Origin of the sequence: Micromonospora sp. AP08 (genome assembly GCF_008085935.1) — a bacterium.
Taxonomy (GTDB): Bacteria; Actinomycetota; Actinomycetes; order Mycobacteriales; family Micromonosporaceae; genus Micromonospora; species Micromonospora chersina.
In genome coordinates this window covers 1-25,401 of the sequence record NZ_VSEZ01000028.1, presented here as the reverse complement: position 1 = coordinate 25,401, position 25,401 = coordinate 1, and the positions used below count along the sequence as shown (strand labels likewise).

18 protein-coding genes and 1 pseudogene are annotated in these 25,401 nt (G+C 76.2%); 3 read left to right on the top strand and 16 right to left on the bottom strand.

The features are described 5' to 3' along the window. Positions 1–22: 22 nt before the first annotated feature. The 9 genes from FXF50_RS28225 to recN all read right to left on the bottom strand — a co-directional run bounded on the left by FXF50_RS28225 (position 23) and on the right by recN (position 12,663). Positions 23–628 (bottom strand): NUDIX domain-containing protein, encoded by a 606-nt coding sequence (locus tag FXF50_RS28225; RefSeq protein WP_148431967.1) that lies wholly within the window; start codon positions 626–628, stop codon positions 23–25. Further along, complete coding sequence (locus FXF50_RS28220; protein ID WP_148431966.1) at positions 625–2,379, bottom strand: CTP synthase; 1,755 nt, start codon at positions 2,377–2,379, stop codon at positions 625–627. Before FXF50_RS28220 ends, FXF50_RS28225 begins: the two co-directional genes overlap by 4 nt. Before the next feature lie 150 nt (positions 2,380–2,529). Then, positions 2,530–4,884 (bottom strand): hypothetical protein, encoded by a 2,355-nt coding sequence (locus tag FXF50_RS28215; protein ID WP_148431965.1) that lies wholly within the window; start codon positions 4,882–4,884, stop codon positions 2,530–2,532. Then, positions 4,884–6,017 carry a glycosyltransferase family 4 protein gene (locus FXF50_RS28210; protein WP_148431964.1) on the bottom strand — a complete coding sequence of 378 codons (1,134 nt, stop codon included), beginning with the start codon at positions 6,015–6,017 and terminating at the stop codon, positions 4,884–4,886. Before FXF50_RS28210 ends, FXF50_RS28215 begins: the two co-directional genes overlap by 1 nt. Continuing rightward, complete coding sequence (gene murJ, locus FXF50_RS28205) at positions 6,014–7,708, bottom strand: murein biosynthesis integral membrane protein MurJ (protein WP_148431963.1); 1,695 nt, start codon at positions 7,706–7,708, stop codon at positions 6,014–6,016. Before murJ ends, FXF50_RS28210 begins: the two co-directional genes overlap by 4 nt. 1 nt (position 7,709) lies before the next feature. Then, positions 7,710–8,573 (bottom strand): hypothetical protein, encoded by an 864-nt coding sequence (locus FXF50_RS28200; RefSeq protein WP_148431962.1) that lies wholly within the window; start codon positions 8,571–8,573, stop codon positions 7,710–7,712. Between the two features lie 66 nt (positions 8,574–8,639). Beyond that, positions 8,640–9,581 (bottom strand): copper transporter, encoded by a 942-nt coding sequence (locus FXF50_RS28195; RefSeq protein ID WP_148431961.1) that lies wholly within the window; start codon positions 9,579–9,581, stop codon positions 8,640–8,642. Positions 9,582–9,608: 27 nt separating this feature from the next. Next, the gene (steA, locus tag FXF50_RS28190; RefSeq protein ID WP_148431960.1) at positions 9,609–10,787 is read right to left on the bottom strand and encodes a putative cytokinetic ring protein SteA; all 1,179 of its coding nucleotides are present in this window, start codon (positions 10,785–10,787) and stop codon (positions 9,609–9,611) included. Positions 10,788–10,905: 118 nt separating this feature from the next. Then, on the bottom strand, positions 10,906–12,663 hold the full coding sequence (gene recN / locus FXF50_RS28185; protein ID WP_148431959.1) for a DNA repair protein RecN: 1,758 nt from the start codon (positions 12,661–12,663) through the stop codon (positions 10,906–10,908). Between the two features lie 79 nt (positions 12,664–12,742). On the opposite strand from recN, the gene FXF50_RS28180 reads away from it, so the two are divergent. Next, positions 12,743–13,729, top strand: a complete 987-nt coding sequence (locus FXF50_RS28180; protein ID WP_148431958.1) for a helix-turn-helix domain-containing protein — start codon at positions 12,743–12,745, stop codon at positions 13,727–13,729. A gap of 182 nt (positions 13,730–13,911) precedes the next feature. Here FXF50_RS28180 and FXF50_RS28175 read toward each other — a convergent pair whose 3' ends face one another. The 5 genes from FXF50_RS28175 to FXF50_RS28155 form a co-directional block, all read right to left on the bottom strand. Further along, complete coding sequence (locus tag FXF50_RS28175) at positions 13,912–17,640, bottom strand: S8 family serine peptidase (RefSeq protein WP_148431957.1); 3,729 nt, start codon at positions 17,638–17,640, stop codon at positions 13,912–13,914. 716 nt (positions 17,641–18,356) lie between these two features. Further along, a complete protein-coding gene (locus FXF50_RS28170) occupies positions 18,357–19,241 on the bottom strand; it encodes an NAD kinase (protein WP_148431956.1) in 885 nt (294 codons plus the stop codon). Further along, positions 19,238–20,092 (bottom strand): TlyA family RNA methyltransferase, encoded by an 855-nt coding sequence (locus FXF50_RS28165; RefSeq protein ID WP_148431955.1) that lies wholly within the window; start codon positions 20,090–20,092, stop codon positions 19,238–19,240. Before FXF50_RS28165 ends, FXF50_RS28170 begins: the two co-directional genes overlap by 4 nt. Before the next feature lie 23 nt (positions 20,093–20,115). Next, positions 20,116–20,373: a hypothetical protein gene (locus tag FXF50_RS28160; protein WP_148431954.1), complete on the bottom strand. Its 258-nt coding sequence runs from the start codon at positions 20,371–20,373 to the stop codon at positions 20,116–20,118. Further along, a complete protein-coding gene (locus tag FXF50_RS28155) occupies positions 20,370–21,041 on the bottom strand; it encodes a phasin family protein (RefSeq protein ID WP_148431953.1) in 672 nt (223 codons plus the stop codon). Before FXF50_RS28155 ends, FXF50_RS28160 begins: the two co-directional genes overlap by 4 nt. Positions 21,042–21,153: 112 nt before the next feature. Here FXF50_RS28155 and FXF50_RS28150 point away from each other — a divergent pair, with 112 nt between their 5' ends. Continuing rightward, positions 21,154–21,489 carry an SCP2 sterol-binding domain-containing protein gene (locus tag FXF50_RS28150; protein WP_148431952.1) on the top strand — a complete coding sequence of 112 codons (336 nt, stop codon included), beginning with the start codon at positions 21,154–21,156 and terminating at the stop codon, positions 21,487–21,489. 8 nt (positions 21,490–21,497) lie between these two features. Here FXF50_RS28150 and FXF50_RS28145 read toward each other — a convergent pair whose 3' ends face one another. Then, positions 21,498–22,493: an HAD-IIA family hydrolase gene (locus tag FXF50_RS28145; RefSeq protein ID WP_255510232.1), complete on the bottom strand. Its 996-nt coding sequence runs from the start codon at positions 22,491–22,493 to the stop codon at positions 21,498–21,500. Positions 22,494–22,959: 466 nt separating this feature from the next. Further along, positions 22,960–23,623, bottom strand: a pseudogene (locus tag FXF50_RS30060) (tetratricopeptide repeat protein); the annotation flags it as partial. Here FXF50_RS30060 and FXF50_RS28135 point away from each other — a divergent pair. Then, positions 23,570–25,300 (top strand): hypothetical protein, encoded by a 1,731-nt coding sequence (locus tag FXF50_RS28135; protein WP_187399863.1) that lies wholly within the window; start codon positions 23,570–23,572, stop codon positions 25,298–25,300. The pseudogene FXF50_RS30060 and the gene FXF50_RS28135 sit on opposite strands and share 54 nt — an antisense overlap. Positions 25,301–25,401: the final 101 nt, after the last annotated feature.

Sequence of the window (25,401 nt, the reverse complement as noted above, 5' to 3'; positions counted from 1 at the left end):
GCCCCTTCGTCGTCCGATCCGGTCAGCGGGGCAGCGGGGCCTCCGCGCGGCGCAGCTCGGCGAAGCCGGTCTCCCGGGCGCGGGCGGCGGCGAGCAGCCCGGCCACGCAGGAGGCGTTGGTGATCTCACCGGCCAGGACCATCCGGACCGCCTCGTCGAGGTCGACCCGCACCACCTGGAGATCGGCCTCCTCGTCGCGCCGGTCGTGACGCTGTTCGGCGGGCACGTCGGCGAGGTCGCGGGCCAGGAAGACCCGCACCACCTCGTTGCTGAACCCGGGCGAGCTGTGCAGGTCGACGAGCACGTCCATGCTGCCGGCGGTGAGGTCGGCCTCCTCGGCCAGCTCCCGGGCCGCCGCGACGGCCAGGTCCTCGCCCCGGACGTCCATGAGCCCGGCCGGCAGCTCCCACAGGTGCCGGCCCACCGGGTGCCGGTACTGCCGGATGAGCACCACCTGGCCGGCGTCGTCGAGCGCCACCACGGCCACCGCGCCGACGTGCGTCACGTAGTCGCGGGTGGCCGTGCCCCCGCCCGGCATGGTCACGTCGTCGCTGACCACCGAGAAGATCCGGCCCGACCAGATCTCCCGGTGCCCAGTCACCTCGTACCGGTGCTCGACGGCACTCACGACGCGGACGCCGCCTTCGCCGCCGCGCCGCCGTTGCGGGCCGCCTTCTTCGCGGCGGCGGCCTCCGCCGGGGCGTCCAGGTCGACCGGGAGCTGGTCGGCCTCGGAGTACGCCACGGCGGCCTTCACGAAGGCGGCGAAGAGCGGGTGCGGCCGGGTGGGCCGGCTCTTCAGCTCCGGGTGCGCCTGGGTGGCCACGAAGAACGGGTGCAGGTCCCGGTCCAGCTCGACGAACTCGACCAGCCGGCCGTCCGGCGAGGTGCCGGAGATCGACAGGCCGGCCTTGGTGAGCTGGTCGCGGTAGGCGTTGTTCACCTCGTACCGGTGCCGGTGCCGCTCGCTGACCTCGGTGCTGCCGTACGCCTCGGCGACCAGCGAGCCCTCGGCCAGCTTCGCCGGGTAAGCGCCGAGCCGCATGGTGCCGCCCAGGTCGCCCTTGCCGGCGACGATGTCCTCCTGGTCGGCCATCGTGGCGATGACCGGGTGGGTGGCCTCCTCGTCGAACTCCAGGGAGTTCGCCCCGTCCAGGCCGGCCAGGTGGCGGGCCACCTCGATGGTCATGCACTGCAGGCCGAGGCAGAGGCCGAGCAGCGGGACGCCGTTCTCCCGGGCGTACCGGGCGGTGCCGATCTTGCCCTCGATGCCGCGGACGCCGAAGCCGCCGGGGATCACGATGCCGTCGACGCCGGCGAGGGCGGCCGCCGCGCCGGCCGGGGTGACGCAGTCGTCGCTGGGCACCCAGCGCAGCTGCACCCGGGCCCGGTGGCCGAAGCCGGCGGCCCGGATCGCCTCGCTGACCGACAGGTAGGCGTCGGGCAGGTCGACGTACTTGCCGACCAGCGCCACGGTCACCGTGTGGCGCGGCTGGTGCACCCGGTCGAGCAGGTCGTCCCAGCGGGTCCAGTCCACGTCGCGGAAGGAGAGGCCGAGCCGGCGCACCACGTACGCGTCGAGGCCCTCACGGTGCAGCACCTTCGGGATGTCGTAGATGCTCGGCGCGTCCGGGGCGGCGGTGACCGCCTCCCGGTCGACGTCGCAGTAGAGCGAGAGCTTCTCCTTGACCTTGTCCGGGATCTCCCGGTCGCAGCGCAGCACCAGGGCGTCCGGCTGGATGCCGATGCTGCGCAGCTGGGCCACCGAGTGCTGGGTCGGCTTGGTCTTCAGCTCGCCGGACGGCGCCAGGTAGGGCACCAGCGACACGTGCAGGTAGAAGCAGTTGTCCCGGCCCAGGTCGTGCCGGACCTGGCGGATCGCCTCCAGGAACGGCAGCGACTCGATGTCGCCGACCGTGCCGCCGACCTCGGTGATCACCACGTCGGGGACCTGGCCGTCGGCGTCCGGGTCGGCCATGCCGAGGATCCGCGCCTTGATCTCGTTGGTGATGTGCGGGATGACCTGGACGGTGTCGCCCAGGTATTCCCCGCGCCGCTCCTTGGCGATCACCGCCGAGTAGATCTGCCCGGTGGTGACGTTCGCCTTGCCGGACAGGTCCCGGTCGAGGAACCGCTCGTAGTGGCCCACGTCGAGGTCGGTCTCGGCGCCGTCCTCGGTGACGAAGACCTCGCCGTGCTGGAACGGGTTCATCGTCCCGGGGTCGACGTTGAGGTACGGGTCGAGCTTCTGCATCACCACGCGCAGCCCGCGCGCGCTGAGCAGGTTGCCGAGGCTGGAGGCGGTGAGGCCCTTACCCAGCGAGGAGGCGACGCCCCCGGTGACGAAAATGTGCCTGGTCGTCCGTGCTGAAGGGGCCAAGGCCTGCTCCCGTGTCGTCCGTAGCGGTCGTGCGAACCGCCGTGCCGATCAGCCAAGTGATCACGCGATCCACGGGATTCCACGGTAACACCTCCCCGGCCCCGCAGCGGTGTCGCACCCACCGTCGGCGCACGTGAAGCCGTATCCGGCTCAGCCGGCGGGCACCTCGGTCGATGCCGGACCCGGCTGGGCCGGCACCCGGGGCGCCCGGCCGGCGGCCGCGTCCGGCGCCGGCGTGCCCCGGCCGGGCACGGCCGGGGCGCCCTCCGGGGCGTCGGCCGCGTCCTGGTCGGGTCGGCCGGAGCGGCCCCCGCCGGTGGTCCCGGCCGCGCGTCCGCCGCTGGGCCCCTCCCCCCTGGGGCCGTCGGGCGGTGTCGCCCCGCCCTCGTCGCCCGGACGGCCGCTGCCGGGCTGGGTGCGGTCGGTGGAGTGGTCGAGCACCCGCAGGGCCGCGAGGGCCGCCATGGGCACCACCAGGGCCCCCGCCGCCCCGGCCACGTCCAGGGCCGAGCCGCCCAGCACGCCACCGAGACCGGCGGCCACCCCGGTGCCGGCCATCGCCGCCCGGATCGCCGGGTAGATGCCGAACAGCCGCATGAGCCCGCCCCACGGCTGGAGCAGGGCGAACCAGACCAGCGCGGCGCCGGCCAGGGCCAGCACGGTGAGCGGGCTGTTCACCAGGGTCTGGAAGTTGGCGGCGCTGGACCGGTGCACGGTGAGCCCGCCGGTGCCGTCGCCGAGGGCGGCGAGGAACCGGCCCAGGCTGCCCCGCTCGGCCTCCGGCCGGCCCGCGTCCACCACGGCGAAGCCGATGGTGACCGCCAGCCCCGCCATGGTCGCCCAGGCCAGCCGGCTCACGGTCAGCCAGCCGCCGGAGCAGATCGCGGCGGCGACGCTCACCCCGGCGGTGAGCGCGATGGCACCGATCGAGTCGGCGCCCAGATAGGGGCTGCCCACGATCACCACGGCCGCCCCGCCGACCGCGACCATCACCGCCGGGCGCCACGCCCGGCGGACCCGTTGGGCCAGCCAGCCGCCGCAGAGCAGCGAACCGGCGAGGAACACGCCCAGCCCGACGGTGCCCAGGCCGGCGTACCGGCCGCCCTCCAGGGCGGAGTAGCCGACCACGCCGTTGAGCTGCAACCGGGAGCCGGTGAGCACGTCCACCCCGACCACCAGGGTGGCCAGCCCGGCCACCGCGCCGAGGGGACCGAGGGTGCGCTCGTGGCCGGGGCTGAACCGGACCGCGGCGGTGCCGCCCACGACCAGCAGGGCGGTCACCGAGGCGAACCACCAGCCGGCGTGCTGCCCCCGCCACCACGGCACGGCGTCGGCGAGCAGGGCGGCCGGCACGGCGAGCGCGGCGCCGATCAACAGCAGTTCCACCACGGCCACCACCCGCCGGGACACCGGCTCGGGTCCGTGCGGGCCGGCGTGCCGGCGGGCCCGGCGCAGCAGCGGCAGCACGGCCACGGCGAGGGCCACCTGGGCGGCGGCCAGCAGGGTGAAGAACCAGCCGGCGACCCGGCGCTGGGCGGCGGCCTCCCGGTCCGCGTCGGCCGGCGCGTCGATCGCGGCCCGCAGGTCGTCGGGGCGTCCGTCGACCGACAGGGCGGGCCGGCCGACGAAGAGCCGCTCGGGCATCGGCCGGCCGAGGGCGGCCAGCGCGGTGGGGGCCAGGTCGACCAGTTGCAGGTAGCCCTCGCGGGCGGTGCTCGGCGAGGTGAGCCAGCCCCGCTCCCAGCCCGGGCCGTCGGCCACCGCGACGTGCAGCCGCGACGGCGTGTCGGTGTCCGACACCCCGGCCACCATGACCAGCGAGCGCGGCGGCCGGGCGGCGAGCACCCGGGCGAGTTCGGCGTCCACCTGGCGGGCCTGGGCGGCCCGGCTGTCCGGGTCCTCCCCGTCGACGGTGCCCAGGTCGACGATGCTCAGCACGCAGGAGCCGAGCAGCTTCGCCGGGTCGGCGGGGAGCACCGGCGCGTACCGGTCGACCCGGCCGAACGGGCGGGCGGCGGCCACCGCGGCGCCCGGCCCGACCGCCACCGAGCAGCGCACCGACTCGGCGAGCGCCCCGGGGGTGGCCCCCCAGGAGAGCCGGTCCTGGTTGTACGCGACCACGCCCTCCTGGTCCGGCAGGTTCGCGCCGATCCCGTCGGGCTGCTCGACGGTCACCCCGGTGGCCGGGCAGCCCCCGTCCGGCCGGCTGCCGTTCCTGGCGGCGAAGTTGCCGGCGCCCAGCGTCAGCCAGCCGTCGACCGGGCAGGTGGGCCGGTGCGCGGAGCGTACCGAGAGGGAGCCGATGGAGCCCTGCTCGGCCATCCGCCACAGCGTGGGGGTGGTCTGCGGGTCGACGTCCTCCCAGCGCAGCCCGGCCGCCCCGGCCAGCACCACGAAGTCGGCGCTGCGCTCGGCGGCGCCGTTGTCCGGGCGGGCGGCCAGCGCCGTGATGCCGAGCACCACCACGACCAGGGTCAGCAGCACCGGGGTCAGTCTGCGCAGCATCACCGGGTCCCCGTCGAGTGCTCGGGCGTCAGCTCCGCGTAGAGGTCGACCAGGGCGCCCGTGGTGTCCGCCTCGGTCGGCCAGGTGGCGGCCCGGGCGGCGCCACGGCGGCCCAGCTCGGCCCGGCGGGTCTCGTCGTCCAGCAGGCCGCGCACCGCCGCGTCGACGGCGTCCACGTCACCGGCGGGGACCAGCACGGCGGCGTCGCCGACCAGCTCCGGCAGGCCGCCGACGGCGGTCGCCACCAGCGGCACGCCGGCGCCCAGCGCCTCCTGTGCGAAGAGCTGGCGGGCCTCCCAGTCGCTGGTCACCACGGCCAGGTCGGCGCCGGCCAGCAGGTCGGCCACGTCGGTGCGGTGCCCGAGCAGGGTCACCGGCGCCCGGGCGGCGGAGATCCGCGCGGCGAGTTGCAGGTACGCGGGCCCGCTGCCGGCGATCACCACGAGCGGCGCGGGCTGCCGGGCCCGCCACCGGGCGGCGGCGTCGACCAGGATGTCGTACCGCTTCTGCGGGTGCAGCCGGCCCACCGAGAGGATCAGCGGGCGGTCGGGGCCGACCCCGAACTCGGCGCGGACGGCGGCCCGGCGGCGGCGCGGCGCGGGCAGCGCCGGCGCGGCGACCGGGGCGAGGCGGGCGTCGGCGGCGCCGAGCGCGGCGGCCCGGTCGACCAGGTCGGCGGAGGCGCCCAGGGCGACCCGGACGTTGCGGGCGACGATCCGCTCGGCGAGCCGGGACAGCCCGCCGCGCAGTCCCCCGGCCAGCACGGCGTTGTGCCAGGTGACCACGAGCGGGGCGGCCGGGCGGGCGAGGACGGCGACCAGGCCGGCGCGCAGCCCGTGCGCGTGCACCACGTCGACCGGCGTGTCGGCGAGGGCCCGGCGCAGCGCGGTGACGGCCCGCGCGTCGGCCGGGGTGGGGCTGGCCGGGATCTCCACGGGCGTGAACCGGGCGCCGGCTCCGGTGAAGTCGAACTGGTCCTGGGTGGCGGCCGGGCCGCAGACCAGCACGGACGCGCCGGCCTCGGTGAGGCCCCGGGCGATCGAGCGGATGTGCTGCCCCACCCCGCCGGTGCTGGAGGCGAGCACCAGGGCAACCGAGCCGGGCCACCGGGGCGCCGACGAGGCGTCCGTCATGAGGAAACGGTCTCCTTTCCGTCGCCCCGCTCCCCGGGGTGCTGGTCCGCCCCCGGGCCGTCGCCCCCGCCGGGCGGGCGGCGCCGGCCGAGCCGGCGGGTCACGGCCGCGAGCAGCGGCCGGAGGTCGCGGGCGTCGGTCAGCCAGGCGACGGCGAGGAACAGGGCGCCGACCACGACCCCGGACAGCATGCCCTGCGCGAGGGCCTCCGCCGTCGTCGGGGTCCCGTCGGTGAGCCCGGCGAGTCCCCGGGCGGTGGCCGCGCCGCCGAGCGCGGCGACCGCGGCGGCGAGCAGGCCGGCGGCCCCGGCCCGCCCGACGCCGGCCAGGGCGGCGGGCCCGGCGGAGCGCCGCACGGCGGCGATCAGCAGCCCGCCGAGGAGCAGCATGCCGGCGGAGGTGGCCAGGGTCACCGCGAGCACCCGGTCCGCGAGGGGCAGCAGGCGCCCGAGCAGCAGGGCCAGCGCCGGCACGCTGAGCCAGCCGAGCGCGGTGGCGACGGTGGCCGACCGGGTCTCCCGACGCGCGTAGAGGGCCCGGGTGAGCACCGCGAAGAGGCCGTAGCCGAGCAGGCCGGGGGCGAAGCCCGCGATGCCCGCCGCGGCCGTGCCGGCGTTGGCGGGGTCGAAGAAGAAGTGCCCGACCGGGACGGCCGTGCCGGCCAGCGCGGCGGCCCCGAGCAGGCTGAACAGCACCACCCCGCGGACCGCCGGCGCGAGCGTCTCCCGGTAGGCCCGCTCGTCGCCGGCCGCCCGGGACGCCACCAGGGTCGGGTACGCGGCCACCGCGACCGGCACGGCCAGCACCGCCCAGGGCAGGAAGTAGATCGTCTGGGCCAGGTTGTAGACGCCGACGTCGGCGGTCCGGCCGTAGGTGACCTGGTTGAGCGCGACGACCAGGGCGATCTGCTGGGCGGCGACGGTGACCACCCCGGCCACGGCCAGGCCGCCGACCCGGGCCCGGGCGTCGGCGGGGAACCGGAAGCCGGGGCGTGGCCGCAGCCCGAGCCGGCGCAGCGGGATGAGCAGGGACAGCGACAGCACCACCACGCCGAGCGTGGTGCCGCCGGACAGCAGCAGCTCGCCGCCCCGGCCGACCTCGGCGACGCGGGCCAGCCGCCCCTCGGCGGCCGTGAAGCCGAGGTAGACCACGATCACGGTGACGCTGGACAGCAGCGGGGCGATCACCGGCCAGGCGAACCGCCGGTGCGCCTGGAGCACGCCGGTGAGCACGATGCCGACGCCGTAGAGCGGCAACTGGGGGGCGAAGACCCGCAGCATCCGCGCCCCGGCCTCCTGCTGGGCGGCGTCCAGGCCGTGGCCGAGCAGCCCCATCAGCGGGTCGGCGAGCAGCGCCACCAGCACGGCCAGGGGCACGAGCAGGCTGAGCGTCCAGGTGAGCAGGGCCCCGGTGGTGGCGGCCACCGCCCGCCGCTCCCCCGCCTCGACGGCGCCGGCCAGCAGCGGTACGACGAGGCTGGCCAGCGCCCCACCGGCGACGATCTCGAAGATGAAGTTCGGGACGTAGTTGGCCACCAGGTACGCGCCCCCGAGGTCGGTGGGGGCGAGCGTCCAGGTGAAGACGGCGGTGCGGCCGAAGCCGGCGAGCCGGCTGACCACGGTGAGGACGGCGATGAGGGCGGCCGCCCCGGCCACACGGCCGGCGACGGCGACGGGTGCCGGTTTCGTCACGTCAGTCGGCGAGCCGACCCAGCTCGTCGAGGTGCCGCAGCCCCGGGGTCCGCTGGATCACCTGGGTGAAGCTCACCTTCTCGCTGGCGGCGGTGAGCGCGGCGAGCACCGCCAGCACCCCGGCCCGGCCCAGCGGCCCGGTCCGCGCGGCCAGGCTCACCCCGAGCAGGGCGCCGAGCGCGTTGGCGCCGCTGTCGCCGAGCATGACGCGCTCGTCGAGGTCCTCCCGGACCAGTCCGGCGGCCGCACCGACCGCGCCCGCCGCGATGCCCCCGTACGGGCCGGTGGCCAGCGGGGCGCCGAGCAGCATGCCGGACTTCAGCGCCCGGCCGGGGCGCAGGTCGAGCAGGTTGACGAGGTTGGCCGTGCCGGCCACCACGCCGGCGCCGAGCAGCACGTCGAGCCCGCGGCCGAAGGCGCCGGCGCGCTGCCGACGGGGGTGCGCGGCGACCCGCTTGTCGGCGGCGAGCAGCGCCGCGGCGCCGAGCCCGGCCGCGCCCACTCCGGCGATCTTGACCAGCCCGGCGGTGACCCGGCCCTCGCGCAGCGCGGCCAGGTGCCCGGCGAAGCCCTTGGCGGCCTTCTGGTCGGGGCGCGCGCCCACGATGTCGTCGTAGAGACCCACGGAGCCCGCGCCCACTCCGGCGAGCAGGGCGGCGGCGCCGGCCGGGGCGCTGCCCGCGCCGATCGCGCTTGCGGTGGCCGCCCCGACCGCGAGGGCCGGGCCGGCGGCCAGGGTGACGGTGCGGCCCCGGAAGTTGGTGCGTTCCAGCGCCGGCGCGCTCGGCGAGCTGCGTACCTCCCGCAGCACGTAGCGGGCGGCCAGTGCCCCCGCGCCGACGGCCAGCAGCCGACCCAGTCTCACGCGACTCCTCCGATCCGGATGTCCAGCGCGACGCGGTACGGACCGGACAGACGCCGGCCCAAGCGGTCACTGGGGCAGTTTAGGCAGCAGCGCGGCGGCGTTGTCGCCGACGCCGTACTGGCCGGCCTTCTTCTCGGTCAACTGCTGCACCAAAGCCAGGCTGGTGACCAGCTGGCCCTGCACGGTGTTGGCGTTGTCGACGGTCGAGATGGTCTGGGCGAGCACCGGGTCGCCCCGCACCACGGAGACCACGTTGCCGCCGGCCGAGCCCATGCCGGCGACCACGATGGCGCCGGTCCGGTCGAACTGCTCAGCGATCTTCACCACCGACTCGTCCTTCTCCGCGGAGAACTTGTCGACGTACGGCTGGCCGCTGACCAGCACGACCGCCTCGGCGGCGCCGGAGATCTTGTTCTCCGAGGTGAGGTAGCCGGAGGTGACGTACTGCTGGACCACCGCCCGGCGGTCCGCGTCGGTGACCGCCGGCTGGCCCTGCGGCCGGTCCAGCAGCACGCTGGCGAGCAGCGCGCTGGAGGTCTCCACACCGTGCCCGTTGCCCGGCAGGCCGGAGGTGGGCACGCTGTTCGGGCGTGCCGCGGTGACGGCCAACTCCAGCAGGTTGTTGTTGCTGTCCGGGTTGACGAACTTGTCCTGCACGTCGATCCGGCCCGTGACGTTGGCCCCGGCGAGCTGGAGCATCTTCACGACGCCCTCGGTGTGGTCCCGGCCGCTGGGCAGGCTGAGCACCAGCACCCGCCGGCCGCTCAGCTTGCCGGGGAGGACGACCTGCGCCATCTCGGCGGCGAAGTCCTCCTCCATGTCCAGTTCCTTCTGGAGGTTGTTGACCGACTGGCGCATCAGCGAGTTGTCCTTGCTGAGGCCGTTGACCCGCTCCTTGAGCGAGTCGGCCACCGGCCCGTTGAGGGCGGCGGTGCCGACCACCAGGCCGATCGCCAACGCCAGGAAGACCGCGGTCAGGGACACCACGTGGTAGCGGAAGTTGATCACGCTTGCAGCCTCTTGATCGTCGGGGAGCTAGAAGAGCTGGCCGAGCTGGAACACGAAATTGTCCCACCACTCCGACACCACGCCCAAATACGCCTTGCCGACCGTGGAGACCGCCACCGCGGAGGCCATCGCGGCCACCGCCGAGAGGATGAGCAGCAGCAGCGAGGAGCCGGAGATGCTCTGCCGGTAGAGCCGGCTGACGCCCTTGGCGTCGACCAGCTTGCCGCCCACCTTCAGCCGGGTCAGGAAGGTCGAGGCCATGCCGCCCCGGCCCTTGTCGAGGAACTCCACCAGGGTGGCGTGCGTGCCGACGGCCACCAGCAGCGAGGCGCCCTTCTCATCGGCCAGCAGCATGGCCAGGTCCTCGCTGGTCGCCGCGGCCGGGAAGGTGATCGCCGGCACGCCGAGGCCGTTGACCCGGGGCAGGCCCGGCGCCCGGCCGTCCGGGTAGGCATGGACGATCACCTCGGCGCCGCAGCGCAGCACGTCGTCGGTGACCGAGTCCATGTCGCCGATGATCATATCCGGGGTGTAGCCGGCCTCGACCAGCGCGTCGGCGCCGCCGTCCACGCCGATCAGCACCGGCTTGAACTCGCGGATGTAGGGGCGCAGCACGTCCAGGTCGGCCTTGTAGTCGTAGCCGCGGACCACGATGAGGCAGTGCCGGCCCTGGAGCTGGGTCTGGATCTCCGGCACGCCGACGCCGTCGAGCAGCAGGTCGCGCTCCTGCTTGAGGTAGTCCATGGTGTTGGCGGCGAACGCCTCCAACTGCACCGACAGCCCCTCCCGGGCGTCGGCCATCGACTTGGCGACCGTCTCGGCGTCCTGGAGGGCGCCGTGGGCGACCGGCTCCTCGCCGACGAAGACCGTGTTGCCCTCGATGCGCACCACGTCGCCCTCGCGGATCTGCTCGAACACGCTCTCACCGAGGTCGTCCAGGAGCGGGATGCCGGCCGAGATCAGCACCTCGGGGCCGAGGTTCGGGTAACGCCCCGAGACCGACGGCTTCACGTTGAGCACGGCGGCGACCCCCACGGCGACCAGCGAGTCGGCCGCCACCCGGTCCAGGTCGACGTGGTCGATCACCGCGATGTCCCCCGGGCGCAGCCGGCCGACCAGGCGTTTCGTCCGGCGGTCGAGGCGCGCGGTGCCGAGGATCGAGCCCGGCTCCGCGTTCCGGGTCCGGCGCAACGTGGGTAGACGCATCGTGACCATCCTGGCATGTGAGGCAGGGTTTGCTGTCGCGACATGCCTGAGCAGGGCCGCCTACCCAGGGAAGCACACCGGAGCGCACGCCGGTGTGCTTGCGCTCACAATCTCGGGATCACGGACGCCTTTCCTTGGCCGCCACGGCCAGGAGTTCCTCGGCATGGGCGATACCCAGATCCGAGTCCGGCAAACCGGCGAGCATCCGGGCCAGCTCCCGGGCCCGCTCAGTGTCCTCCACCACCCGCACGCCGCTGGTGGTGACCGCTCCCCCGGTGTCCTTCGCCACCACGAGATGCCGGTCGGCGAACGCCGCGACCTGGGGCAGGTGGGTGACCACGAGCACCTGGTGGCTGCGGGCCAGCCGCGCCAGCCGCCGGCCGATCTCCACGGCGGCCTGCCCGCCGACACCGGCGTCGACCTCGTCGAAGACCAGGGTGGGCGGGCCGCCGGACCCGGCGAACACCACCTCGATGGCGAGCATCACCCGGGACAGCTCGCCGCCGGAGGCGCCCCGCTGCAACGGCAGCGCCGGCGCGCCCGGGTGGGCGAGCAGCCGCAGCTCCACCTCGTCGGCGCCGTCCGGCCCGACGCCGGCCTCGACCCCGTTGACCGGCAGGCTCGGCTCCGACCGGCCGACCGGCCGGGGCAGCACGGCCACCTCGATCCGGGCGTGCGGCATGGCCAGACCGGCCAGCTCGACGGTGACCTGCTCGGCGAAGCGGACCGCGGCCTCCTGCCGGGAGGTGGAGACCCGGCCGGCCAGATCGGCCACCTCGCCGGCGAGCCGGGCCGCCTCCTTGTCCAGCTCGTCCAGCAGCTCGTCGGAGGTGTCCAGGTCGGACAGCCGGGTGCGGGCCCGCTCGGCCCAGGCGATCACGCCGTCGACGTCGTCGGCGTACTTCCGGGTGAGCCCGCGCAGCGCCGCCCGGCGCTCGTAGACCGTCTGGAGACGGGCCGGGTCGGCGTCCAGCGCGGCGAGGTAGCTCGACAGCTCGGCGGAGACGTCGGTGACCAGGGTGGCCGCCTCCTCCAGCCGGGCGGCCAGCTCGCCAAGCGCCGGGTCGGTGCCCGCCTGCGCCTCCAGCGTGCGACGGGCGGTGCCGAGCAGCGCCGTGGCGTCGGGGGTGTCGTCGGCCGCCTCCACGCCGCCGGCCACGCACTGCTGGGCCACCTGCGCCGCGGTGCGCAGCCCCTCGGCGTGCTCCAGGCGCTGCGCCTCCGCCTTCAACTCGTCGTCCTCGCCGGGCTGCGGGTCGACCCGGGTGATCTCGTCGAGGCCGAGCCGGAGCAGGTCGGCCTCCTGGTTGCGCTCACGGGCGTTGCGCCGCCGGTCGGCCAGGTCGTCGACCACCGCCCGCCACCGGGTGTACGCCTCGCGCAGCGCGTCGAGCAGCTTCTCGTGCTCCGGGCCGGCGAACCGGTCGAGCGCGGCCCGCTGCTCGGCCGGGCGCAGCAGCCGCAGCTGGTCGGACTGGCCGTGCACGGCCACCGCCTGCTCGCCGACCTCGCCCAGCATCGACACCGGCATGCTGCGCCCGCCCAGGTGCGCGCGGGACCGGCCCTCGACGGTGACCGTGCGGCTCAGCAGCAGCGAGCCGTCCTCGTCGGGCTCGCCGCCCGCGTCGGTGATCCGGGCGTGCACCGTCTCGGCCACCCGGCCGAGCAGGCGCAACCGGCCCTCCACCACGGCGCGGCCGGGCTGGGCGCGGACCCGGCCCGCGTCGGCCCGGCCGCCGAAGAGCAGGCCGAGGCCGGTCACCACCATGGTCTTGCCCGCACCGGTCTCGCCGGTGATGACGTTCATCCCGCCGGTCAGCGGCAGCGTGGTGTCCTCGATGACGCCCAGTCCGGTGATGCGCAGCTCTTCCAGCACAGCACCCGACAGTAGACGCGTCCTCCGACACTTGACCAGCCGGCGCGGGGCAGCCGGTGGGGTCGTACAGTTCTGCCCCGTGCTGGACGTGATCGGCCTGACCCCGGACGAGGAGCGGCTCTACCGCTGCCTGGTGCAGCTCACGACCGCCCGGGTCGGTGAGCTGGCCGAGCGGCTGGGCCGCCCGCGCGCGGACATCCTGGCCCAGCTCGACACCCTGCGCGGCAAGGGACTCGTGCCGCCGGTCGGCCCGGACCCCGACGCGCCGCTGCGGCCGCTGGCGCCGGACGTCCCGCTGGGCGAGGCGCTGCTGCGCCGCCAGGAGGCCCTCGAGTCGGCCCGCGCGGCGGTCACCCAGCTCACCGAGGAGTACCGGGCCGGGATGCGCCGGCACGACGCCGCACACCTGGTCGAGGTGGTCACCGGCGCCCGGGCGCTCCGCGAGCGCCTCCGCGACCTGCAGAACGGCGCCCGGTCCGAGGTGCTGTGGTTCTGCCGGGCCAACCCCCTGGCCATGGCGGGCCAGGAGAACGTCGAGGAGTTCGACGCGCTGGCCCGCGGCGTCCGCTACCGGGCCATCTACGAGCGCGAGATGCTCCTCGAACCGGGCGCCCTCGCCGACGTCGAGCAGGGCGTACGCGCCGGCGAGCAGGCCCGCGTCCTCGACCGGCTGCCCGTGCGGCTGGCCATCGTGGACGGCCGGACGGCGGTGTGCCCGCTGGTGCCGGAGCGGGGCAGCGGCGAACCGACCGCCGCGGTGATCGGCCGCAGCCAGCTGCTCGACGCGCTGCTCGCCCTCTTCGAGAGCCACTGGCTCATGGCGACGCCGGTGAGCTCGTCCGCCGCGCCGGTCGAGGACCGGGCGGGCGGGGGGTACCGGCCGGACGCCGAGGAGGTCCGGCTGCTGTCGCTCTTCGTGGCCGGGGTGCCGGACAAGTCCATCGCCTCGCAGCTCGGCGTGAGCCGCCGCACGGTGCAGCGGCGTCTCGCCGACCTGATGACCGTGGCCGGGGTCGACACCCGGCCGGGTCTGGCCTACCAGGCCGCCCGCCGCGGCTGGCTCTGACCCGCCCGACACCCCCGCCACCGGCCGCGCCGCCGCCGGCCCCGCTTCCCGAGTGCGGTGCCGGCGGCAGCGGCGGCGGCGGCGCCGTCCGGGATGCCCACCGCCGTAGTAGGCGGGCAACCCGGACGGACGGGGTTGACGTCCGCGCGGGCGAGGGGGGTCCGTCCCGCGCGGACGTCGGCTCAGCGCAGCCCGTACGCGTCGAGCACGGTCTGGTCGACGGTGTTGCCGGCCCGGTCGCCGGCGTGCACCCGCAGCGACACCGTGCCGCGCCCGGCCGGCACCGTCGCGGTGAACCGCGCGCCCGAGCCGCGCACCGGCACGCTCCGCCAGGTGCTTCCGCCGTCGAACGACACCTCCACCCGCACCCCTACACCGGTGGGCGCCGGTACGCCGGCCGGCTGGCGCAGCGTCAGCCCCACCTGGTGCGGCCGGCCGCCGGGCACCTCGCCCCGCAGGTCCGCGGGGACCTGGTAGTCGACCTGCAGCAGCGACAGCGGCCGGGCCGCGTCGCCGTCCGGACGGGCCGAGGTGAACTGCCAGGCCGTCTCGGTACGCGTGGCCCACCGCCACTCGTCCGAGGCGCGCCGGGTGGTGACGTCCAGCCGGTACCGGGCCGCGCCCGGGGTGGTCGCCACCGGCGCCCAGCCGCCGGCGAGGTCGGCGATCTGCTGCCCGTCCCGGCTCAGCCGGCGCTCGACGGTGTCCTGCTCCTCGCCCCAGCCGGCCGCGGCGTAGTGGCCGTCGGCGTCGACGAACTCGGCCACCGGCAGGTTCAGGGTGTCGCCGGTGCGTGTGGGCACCGGCGCTCCGGCGCCCGCCGGCACGGCCGGCCGGACCACCGGGGCGTGCCAGGTCTCGGTGACCCGGTCGTCGGCGGCGTACTGCCGGGGCTGCTGGGTGAGCCCGCCGAGCAGCGGCCCCCAGGACCAGGTGAGTCGGTGCAGCACCCGCTGCTGCCACCAGTTGTCCCCGGCGCTGACGAACTCCTGCCGGGTGGTGCCGGTACGCACCATCCGCTGGTCGTCGTTCCAGGAGTACTCCTGCCAGGGGCGCCAGCCGAACCGCTGCTCACTGGCCCAGTCGGACCCGCCGGTGTCGGCGTAGCGGGTGGTCACCTCGGCGGTGTTGTCCGCCGTCACCCGGTGCACGATCCGCTCCGGGACCCGCCCCTTCGACACCTGCCACACGTCGTAGAGGTAGGGGCTGTCCACGGTCAGCGTGACGTCCAGGGTCGCGCGGCCGCGCTTCGCCGCCGCGATCATCGGCTGTCCGTCGTCGTACGCGACCACCAGCGACGGGATCGGCAGCCGGTCCCCGTCCGGGCGCCAGACCGTCCACGCGCTCCGGTCCGCCGGGCGGACGACGAGCACCATGGCGGCGCCGGCGGCCGTGGCGTCGGCGATCTGGTCCTCCTCGGCGCGGTCGTAGCTGCCGGCCACCAGCGCGGCCGCACCCCGGACCCCGGCCCGGGCCAGCTCGGCGGCGGTGCCGTCGCCCGCCCAGACCAGCGGGAGCTTCCGCCGGCCCGCCGGAGCCGGCGACTGGCCGAGCAGGTTGATGTCCAGCGGACCGGAGACGTTGCTGACCTGGGCGTCCACCATGGGCGCGACCAGCTGCCAGCGGGAGGCGAACTCGAACTCGCCCCGGCTCACCGGCCGCGTCGGGGTGACGTTGACCTGCTGGGTCGTGCTGAAGTTCATGACGCCGTGGTCGACCTGCCGCCCGTTGCCGAAGACCCGGTGCTCGTAGAAGCTGATCGCCGCCCGCTGCTCGGTCGGCTTCGGCGTCTCGATCCGCACCGGAGTGCCCTTGCGCGGGTCGAGCACCACGGTGAGGTCGCGATCCACCATGAGCTCGGGGTCGGTGACCAGGGTGATCTGCTCGTCCAACGGCGCGCCGTGCTCGATCAGCCCTTCGAGCAGGTACGGGCCCTCCTCGACCTGCACCTGCACGTCGCCGGGGATCCAACCGAGGTGGTCCGACTCGGGGTGCTCGCCGAAGAGGGTGAACACCGGCGCCAGGCCGGGCTGCCCGGCCATGTCCAGCGCGCGCAGGGTGACGGTGTGGATCGGGCCGCTGAGGGTGAGCCCGACGGCCGTGCGCACCGCGAGACCGTCCGCGCCGGTGGCCACCAGCCAGCCCCCGTGCACTCCCCGGTCCAGCTTCGCCGGGTCGGCGTGCAGCGGGACGTCCACGCTGCCGCCGGCCGGCACGGTCACCTCCGTGCCGTCGAGCGACACCCCGTCCGGCTCGGCGGCGCCGCTGTCCAGGTTGCGCAGCTCGAGGGCCAGCCGCAGGGTCTGCGGGGAGGACGTGCCGTTGGTGTACGTCACGGTCCGATCCGCCACCGCACCGCCGGTGTCGACCCGGCCGAAGTCGGCGGTGGCCGAGCCGTACACCCGCTGGCTGAGCGCGCGGGCCACGTCGACCCGGCCGCCGCCCTGCTCGAAGACGGTCAGCGCGGGGTTCGCCCTCGTCGTGCTGACCAGCGCGTCCTTGAGCTTCCCGGCGGTCCAGTCCGGGTGCTCCTGGGCGAGGATCGCCGCCGCGCCGGCCACGTGCGGGGTCGCCATCGACGTCCCGGACGCCCGCGTGTACGCCTCGTCCACCGGCGTACCCATGGTGGTGCCTTCGGCGCGGGCCGCGGCGATGCCGACGCCCGGCGCGGTGATCTCCGGCTTCAGGCCGTTGTCGCCGATCCGGGGGCCGCGGCTGGAGAAGTCGGCCAGGTTGTCGTCGCGGTCTACGGCCCCGACGGTGAGGGCTGTGCCGGCCGCGCCCGGCGTCCCGACGGTGCCCGCGGCGCCGCTGTTGCCGGCGGCGATCACGAAGAGCGTGCCGGTCTCGGCGGTGAGGTCGTCGACCGCCTGGCTCATCGGGTCGGTGCCGTCGGTCGCGGGACCGCCGAGGCTCATGCTGACCACCTTCGCGCCGGAGTGGCTGGCCCACTCCATGCCCGCGATGATGGACGAGTCGTAGCCGCTGCCGCCGTCGTCCAGCACCTTGCCGATCAGCAACTGCGCGCCGGGCGCGACGCCCTTGCGCAGCCCGTCGGACGCGGCGCCGCTGCCGGCGATGGTGGAGGCCACGTGGGTGCCGTGGCCGTGGCCGTCCCGGGCGCTGCCGCTGCCGGTGAAGTCCTGCGCCTCGGCGATCCGACCGGCCAGGTCGGGGTGGCCCGCGTCGACGCCGGTGTCGAGCACCGCCACCCGGACGCCCGTGCCGTCCCGGCCGGCCGCCCAGGCCGCCGGGGCGCCGATCTGCGGCACGCTGTGCTCCAGGTCCGCGTGGACCCGCCCGTCCAGCCAGACGCGGGCGATGCCGGCGCCGAGCCGCGGCGCGCCGCCGGTCGTCCGGGCCTCCGGGGTGCCCCGCAGCGTGGTCCACAGGCCGCCGAGGTCGCTCTTGCCGACCCGCAGCGCCGCGCCGTTGATGCTCTCCAGCGGCCGGGCGGCGGTGGCGCCGGCGAGCGGCCGGACCCGGCCGGCGGCGGGCTGCTGGTAGCGGACGATCAGCGGCAGAGCGCCCTGCGCGGCGTCGCCGTACCCGTCGGCGACCAGTTCCTGCACGTCGAACAGGTCGGCGTCGAGCACCCCGGCGGAGACGTACGGCACGACGTCGCTGGGCAGCACCCGCAGCCCGCCGTCGACCTCCAGGGTGTGGAAGGTGACCCGCTCCCGGCCGGGGCCGGGACGGACCGTGGCGGCGACCCGGCCCGGCGCGGCCGGGGCGAGGTCGACCTGGTCGCCCGTGATCAGGGTGATGCGGACGGGTGCGGCGACCGGGGCGGGCGTGGCCGGGCTCGGGCCGGTGGGCCGGGCGGGCGGGTCGGCGGACGCCGGTACGGCGAGTCCGACCACCAGCGCGCCGACCGCGCCGGCGGCGAGCCAGCGTGGGGACCGGTGCATGCGATGCGCTCCTCTACTCGGGTGGCCGGCCTCGGGGGGGGGATTGAGGCCGGCCGACCGGAGTCTGCGACGGAGATCATCGGTCGGTCACTAGGTACACCGCGCCGCACCGGCGACATGTCGCCAGGTGGACACGGGTCGACCGCGGTCGGACCACCGGGTGTCGGGCGGATTGCCGGGAGCGCGGGGGCGGGGACTGCGGGGGCACGAGCCGGCGCGGTCGATGGCCGGGGTGCCGGAACGAGTGCGTCGCCGCCCGGTTCGTGAGCCGCCGTTTCCTCCGACGGCGGCTCGTCGATCCGGCCGACCCGACCGGGGTCGAAACCCGGCCGGGCGCGGCTCGCCGTCCGCCCGCCGCGGTCGGCCGCGACTCCCTCCGACACCCCGACCGTCGTGGACCCGACCACCCCCTGGCCAGGGCCACGACCGTCGGACCGCGCGGTCCGGGCGGGGGCGGCCTCACCGCCCCGCCCGGACTCCACCTCGACGCAGTCCGGACGCCCCGAGCGCCGTCCCGGAGGACGGCGTTGCCGGCCCCGACGAACCCGCCCGCCGCGAAGGCGGGACCACCCGCCGAGCGGTGCCGGCGGGCTACGCCGGGACCGGCGCGGCGTGCCGTCGTCGGGGGAGGCTCCTACCGTAACCCGCCCGCGGCCCCACCCGGGTACGCCGAACGGGCCGATGCCCGGCCCGACGGGTCTTCGCTGAGCCGCCGGTCAGCGACGGCTGCCGCGCCAGCCCTGCACGGGCAGGTCGAACTTGGCGACGAGGCGGTCGGTGAACGGCCGCTCGCGGAGCCGCACGATGCGCACCGGCAGCGCGCCCCGGCGCACGGTGACCCGGGCGCCCGGGGGCAGGTCGTAGACCCGCCGGCCGTCGCAGCAGAGCACCGCCAGGGTGGTGAACGGGTCCACGGTGATCGCGAAGGTGGACGTCGGCGCGGTGACGAGGGGGCGGCTGAACAGCGCGTGCGCGCTGATCGGCACCAGCAGCAGCGCCTCCACCTCGGGCCAGACCACCGGCCCGCCGCCGGAGAACGCGTACGCCGTGGAGCCGGTGGGGGTCGCGCAGACCACGCCGTCGCAGCCGTAGCGGGACAGTGGCCGGCCGTCGACGTCGACGAGCAGCTCCAGCATCTGGGCCCGCTCGCCCTTCTCCACGCTGATCTCGTTCAACGCCCACGACTCGATGGTCGGGCCGCCCTCGAACTCGGCGGTGACATCGAGGGTGAGCCGCTCGTCCACGCTGTAGTTGCGCCCGACCACGTCGCGCACCGCGCTGTCCAGGTCGTCGATCTCCGCCTCGGCGAGGAAGCCGACCTTGCCCAGGTTGATCCCGAGCAGCGGCGCCTTCGCCGGGCGGGCCAGCTCGGCGGCGCGCAGGAAGGTGCCGTCCCCGCCCAGCGCGAACACGATCTCCGCGCCCTCGGCGGCCTCCGGGCCGGTCACCGGCACCACACCGGGCAGGTCCAGGTCGTCGGCCTCCTCGGCGACCACCCGCACCTCGAAGCCGGCCGCGATGAGGTCGGCCGCCACCGCGCGAGCGTGCTCGGTGCTGCGCCGACGGCCCGTGTGCGTCACCAGCAGAGCGGTCCGGCTCACCCGGACACCTCCTCAGTCGTGCCCTCCGGCCGGGCGGCCGGGAATCCCTGCGGGCCGGCGGCCACCACCGCGCGCACCCGGTCGGGGTCCGCGGCGGCCGCGTCCCGGCGTAACCATACGAAGAACTCCACGTTGCCGCTCGGGCCGGGCAGCGGGCTGGCGGCCACCCCGGCCAGGCCCAGCCCGAGCCCCGCCGCCGCGGCGGCCACGTCGAGCACGGCCTCGGCGCGCAGCTCGGGGTCGCGGACCACCCCGCCCGCGCCGACCCGCTCCTTGCCGACCTCGAACTGCGGCTTGACCATGAGCGCCAGGTCGCCGTCGGGCCGCGTGCAGCCGGCCAGCGCGGGCAGCACCAGCCGCAGCGAGATGAACGACAGGTCGGCCACCGTCAGGTCGACCGGGCCGCCGATCGCCTCCGGCGTGAGGGTCCGCACATTGGTGCGCTCGAAGACGTGCACCCGGTCGTCGTTGCGCAGCGACCACGCGAGCTGCCCGTAGCCGACGTCGACCGCCACCACCTCGGCGGCGTCGGCGCGCAGCAGCACGTCGGTGAAGCCCCCGGTGGAGGCGCCCGCGTCCAGGCAGCGCCGGCCGGCCACGGTCAGCCCGCCGGGGGTGAACGCGGCGAGCGCGCCGGCCAGCTTGTGGCCGCCCCGGGAGACGTACTCCGCGGCGGGGTCCTCGCCGGTCACCAGCAGGGGGTCGGCCGGGTCGACCATCGCGGCGGCCTTGCGGGCCGGCACCCCGCGCAGCTGGACGCGACCGGCCTCCACCAGCGCGGCGGCCTGCTCACGGGAGCGGGCCAGGCCACGGCGGACGAGTTCGGCATCCAGCCGGGTACGACGTGCCATCGGTGGTTCTTCTCCGCCTCGGGTCAGGCCTGGTCGATGCTGGCCAGGGTCTCGCGCAGCGTCTCGTACGCCGCCTCGTACTGGGGGATCTGGTCCGCCGGGGAGAGCGCCTCGGCGTTGATCATGGCTTGCACGGCGGCGTCCACCGCGGGGTGCCGCGCGTCGCCGACCTCCTCGACCGGCGCCGGCCGGACGCCCGGGGGCGGGCCGGGCCGGGGACCGGCCGGCGGCGGCCCGGGGCGCGGGCCGGGCGGCGGGCCCGGGCGGAACGGGGCGGTCACGAGCGCGTACCGCCGGAATCCTTGCGGCCGGCGGCCTTCCTGACCGGCCGGGTCGGGCTGGCCGGCGACTCCTCGGCGGGGGTCCGGGCGACCGTGGCGGCCGGCTTCTTCGCGATGGCCTTCTTCGCCACGGCCTTCTTCGCGACCGCCTTGGTCCGCGCGGGCACGGGAGGCGCCGACACCGGAGCCTCCGCGGCCGGCGTGGCCGCCTGCCCGGCGGGCGGGGTGGGCCGCTCGGTGGCCGGCGTGGCCGGCTGCTCGGCGGTCGGCTCCCCGTAGGGCGCCACCTCGCCGGCTCCCGCGGTCTCGGCGGCCGGGCCGGGGCCGTCCACGGCGCGCGGGGCGGCGGCCTCCGGGGCGCCGGTGGCCTTGGCCTCGCGCAGCTGCCGCTCCAGGTCGTGCACCCGGCGGGTCAGCTCGGCGACCTCGTCGGCGGTGGCCAGCCCGACCGCGCCCAGGGCGCGGTCCACCTCGAAGCGGACCAGCTTGGTCAGCGCCTCCCGGTTCGCCAGGCCGGTGGAGACCAGTTCCTCGGCGAGCGACTGGAGCTGGGCGGCGGTCGCGCCGCCCTGGCCGACCACGCGCTTCACGGCGTCCTGGGCCTTCTTCCGGGGCGCCTCCGTCAGGCCCATGGCCAGCTCGAGGTAGGCGCGCCACGCGTCCTGCATGCCAGAGTCCTTCCGCGGGGCGGGGTGTGCAGGTGTCACGCTACCGGGCGCCCCGGACGTCCCATTGCGGTACGGTGCCGGGAAGCGGCGTGGCGCGTGGTGAGGAGACGATGTGGCCAGCGTGGACGAGTGCCGGCAGGCGTTGCGGGATCTGGCCACCCGGCTTGACCGGCACGCCGACGTGCAGGACCGGATCGACCTCGACCGCACCCTGGCCTGCCGGGTCACCGACCTGGACACGGCGTTCCACGGGCGCCTCGAGGGCGGCCGGCTGGTCGACCTGGCCGACGGCGACGACCCGAAGGCGAAGATCGCGCTGAGCGCCAGCAGCGACGACCTGGTCGCCCTGGTGCACGGTCAGCTCGACATCATGAAGGCCGTGGGGGCCCGGCGGGTGTCCATCAAGGCCAACCCGTTCGACCTCATGAAGCTCCGCAAGCTGCTCTGACGGGTAGGTCAGTCGGCCAGGCCGAGCGCGGCCAGGGCCTCCCCCGCCGCCTCGGACGCCGGCCGCACCCGCGGGCCGGCCCCCGTCGACCAGGCCACCGCGCAGAGCGCCGCGAGGGCGTCCAGCGGGCGTCCCGCGCCGTCGAGGGCGAGCCCCACGTCGGTCACGGTCGCCGACCAGCCGCCCGCGTCCGCCGCGCCCGGCACCCGCACCACGGCCGCCGGGTCGAAGAGCCCGGCAAGGTCGAAGGAGACGTACGCGGGCCGGCGCGCCTCGGGCGCGGCCAACAGCTCGGCCACGTCGCTGACCCCGGTGAGCACCAGCAGGCTGTCCAGGCCGGCCCGGCGGGCGCCCTCGATGTCGGTGTCCAGCCGGTCGCCGACCACCAGGGTCCGCCCCGTGCCGGCCCGTCGGGCGGCGGTGGCGAACAGCGCCGGCTCCGGCTTGCCCACCACCACGTCGGGGTCCCGCCCCAGCGCCGTGCGCAGCACCGCCACCAGCGACCCGTTGCCGGGCAGCGGGCCGCGCGGGCTGGGCAGGGTGCGGTCGGTGTTGGTGGCGTACCAGGGCGCGCCCGCCCGGACCGCCAGCGACGCCTCGGCCAGGTCCGACCAGCCGACCTGCGGGCCGTATCCCTGGGCCACGGCGGCGGGCTCCTCGTCCACCGTCGAGACCGGGCGCAGGCCCACGGCGCGCAGCTCCGCGCGCAGCGCCTCCGCACCGACCACCAGCACCGGGGCGCCGGCGGGCAGTCGGTCGCGCAGCAGCTCGGCCGTGGCGGCCGCGGAGGTCAGCACCTCCTCGGGCCCGGCCGGCACGCCCATGCCGGTGAGCAGGTCGGCCACCTCGCTGGAACGGCGCGAGGCGTTGTTCGTCGCGTACGCGACCGACCGGCCCTCGGCGTGCAGCCTGCCGACCGCCTCGACCGCGCCGGGGATCGGCCGGTCGATCAGGTAGATCACCCCGTCCAGGTCGAAGACGACCAGGGCGTACCCGTCGACCAGCCGGCCGCCCGTTCCGGCCCGGTCGCGTTCCCCGCGATCCGGACCGGAACCCGCGTCCCCGGCGCTCCCGGTCACCGGCGCTCCGGCGCCTCGTCGCCCGTCGCGTTGCCGCTCGTCGCGTTGCCGCCCGAGACGTCCGGGCCGGCGGCGTCGACGGCGGCGGCGCGGGTGTCGGCAGCGAGGGACCGCGCCTCCGCGTCGGTCAGCTCGTCGTCACCCAGGTCCGCCGCGTCCCGGTCCCGGTACTCGGCGCCCTCGCCGGCCGGCACCGCGTCGGCGGAGTCGGCGGCCACGGCGTCCGCCACGTCGGCGTCGGCCCGCAGCCGGGCGTCGCCGTCGAGCTCGTCGTCCCCGTCGCGCCGGTCGTCGTCCTGGTCGCCCCGGTCGTCGTCCTCGTCCGCGTCGCCGTCGAGGTCATCGTCCTCGTCGTCGAGGTCGTCCTCGTCGTCGTAGGCGTCGTCGTCGAGGTCGCTGGCGTCGCCGGTCAGGTCGGCGTCGGGACGGGCCGGCACGGCGCCCGGGGCGCCCGGACCGGCGGCGAACTCCTCGTCCACCTCGTCGTCACCCTCGATGACGACGCCGTCCAGCTCCAGCAGCCGCTCGGCGGCGTCGGTCTCGCCCTCGGTGTCCATGTCGGCGGCCCGGGAGAACCACTCCCGCGCCTCCTCGCGCCGGCCCACCGCCAGCAGCGCGTCCGCGTACGCGTACCGCAGCCGCGCCGCCCACGGCTCGGTCGACTCGGCGGTCAGCTCGGGCACCTGGAGCATGGCCACGGCCGCGTCCTTCTGCCCGAGGTCGCCCCGCGCCCCGGCGGCCACGATCAGCAGCTCGATGGCGACGCCCTGGTCGAGCTTGTCCCGGTCCGCCCCGCGGAACAGGTCGATGGCCCGCTCCGGACGGCCCAGCGCCCGCTCGCAGTCGGCCAGCACCGCCAGGTGGCTCTGCAGCCCGCTCATCCGGTGGTAGGTGCGCAGCTCGGCGATGGCCGTCTGCCACTCCCCCGCGTGGTAAGCGGCCAGCCCGACCGCCTCCCGCACCGCGGCGATCCGCGAGGCGAGCCGGCGGGCCGCCATGGCGTGCGCCAGCGCCTCGGCCGGGTCGTCGTCGATCAGCAGACCGGTCGCGACCAGGTGCCGGGCGACAGTCTCCGCCACCGGCTTGGCCAGCGACAGCAGCTCCGCCCGGACGGTCGAGTCGAGATCGGTGGCGACCACCTCGTCCGGCAGCGCCGGCGCCTCGCCCGTACGCCCCTCGGCGCGCTCGTCCCGCCGCTCGCGGTACGCGGGGCCCTGGCCACGCTCGTCCCGGCTGCCGTAGCCCCGGCGCTCACCGTCCCGCTCGGTACGCTCCCGACCACCGCGGAAGCCACCCTCGCGCTCCTCCCGGCGGAAGCCACCGGGCCGCTCGTCGCGACGGAAACCCTCGCGGCGCTCGCCGCCGGGGCCACCTTCACGACGCTCGCCGCCCCGGAAGCCGCCCTCGCGACGCTCACCGCCACGGAAGCCGCCCTCACGGTCACCACCGCGGAAACCGCCCTCACGACGCTCGCCCCCACGGAAGCCGCCCTCACGGTCACCGCCACGGAAACCACCCTCGCGACGCTCACCGCCACGGAAGCCACCGGGCCGCTCGTCGCGACGGAAACCCTCGCGACGCTCGCCACCGCCGAAGCCTTCCCGGCGCTCACCGCCACGGAAGCCGCCCTCACGACGCTCACCGCCCCGGAAGCCACCCTCACGATCGCCGCCACGGAAACCGCCCTCGCGACGCTCGCCCCCACGGAAGCCACCCTCGCGACGCTCGCCCCCACGGAAGCCACCCTCGCGGTTGCCGCCCTCGCGACGCTCGCCACCGCGGAAGCCGCCCTCGCGACGGTCGCCTCCGCGGACGCCGCCGCCCTCGCGGTCTCCAGCGCGGAAACCGCCCTCGCGGTCACCGCCCCGGAAGCCACCCTCGCGACGGTCACCGCCACGGAAACCGCCCTCGCGGTCACCACCGCGGAAACCACCCTCACGACGCTCACCGCCACGGAAACCGCCCTCGCGGTCACCACCGCGGAAACCACCCTCACGACGCTCACCGCCACGGAAACCGCCCTCGCGGTCACCACCGCGGAAGCCACCTTCGCGACGCTCACCGCCACGGAAGCCACCCTCGCGGTCGCCACCGCGGAAGCCACCGCCCTCACGCCGGTCGCCTCCACGGAAGCCGCCCTCGCGACGGTCGCCTCCGCGGAAGCCGCCGCCCTCGCGGTCACCACCGCGGAAGCCGCCTTCGCGACGCTCGCCCCCACGGAAACCGCCCTCGCGGTCACCACCGCGGAAACCACCCTCACGGCGGTCGCCCCCACGGAAACCGCCCTCGCGGTCGCCGCCCCGGAAGCCACCCTCGCGACGCTCGCCACCGCGGAATTCGCCCTCACGGCGTACTCCGCCGGAGCTGCCCTCACGGCGCTCACCGCCGCGGAAGCCGCCTTCGCCGCCCTCGCGACGGAAGCCACCCTCGCGGCTGCCACCACGGAAACCGCCCTCGCGGTCGCCACCGCGGAAACCGCCCTCACGGCGGTCGCCACCGCGGAAGCCGCCCTCACGGCGGTCACCGCCACGGAAACCGCCCTCACGACGGTCGCCTCCGCGGGAGCCGCTGTCGCGGTCGCCGGCGCGGAAGCCGCCTCGCGGGCCGCCCGAGCGGTCGTCGCGGTCGCCCCGGTACGACGGACGGTCGTCGCGGCGGGCGTCACCACGCCCCTGCCCGCGCTCGGCACGGTCCTCGTAACGACGGGGGCGATCGTCGCCCTGCGGTCCTGAACTCACAGGTACATCCTTCCTCATTGCGTCTCCGAAGACGCTAACGCAGTCGAGGGCCGACCCTGCTGGGGCGGCCCTCGACTGGAAGATTGTCCGGCGGT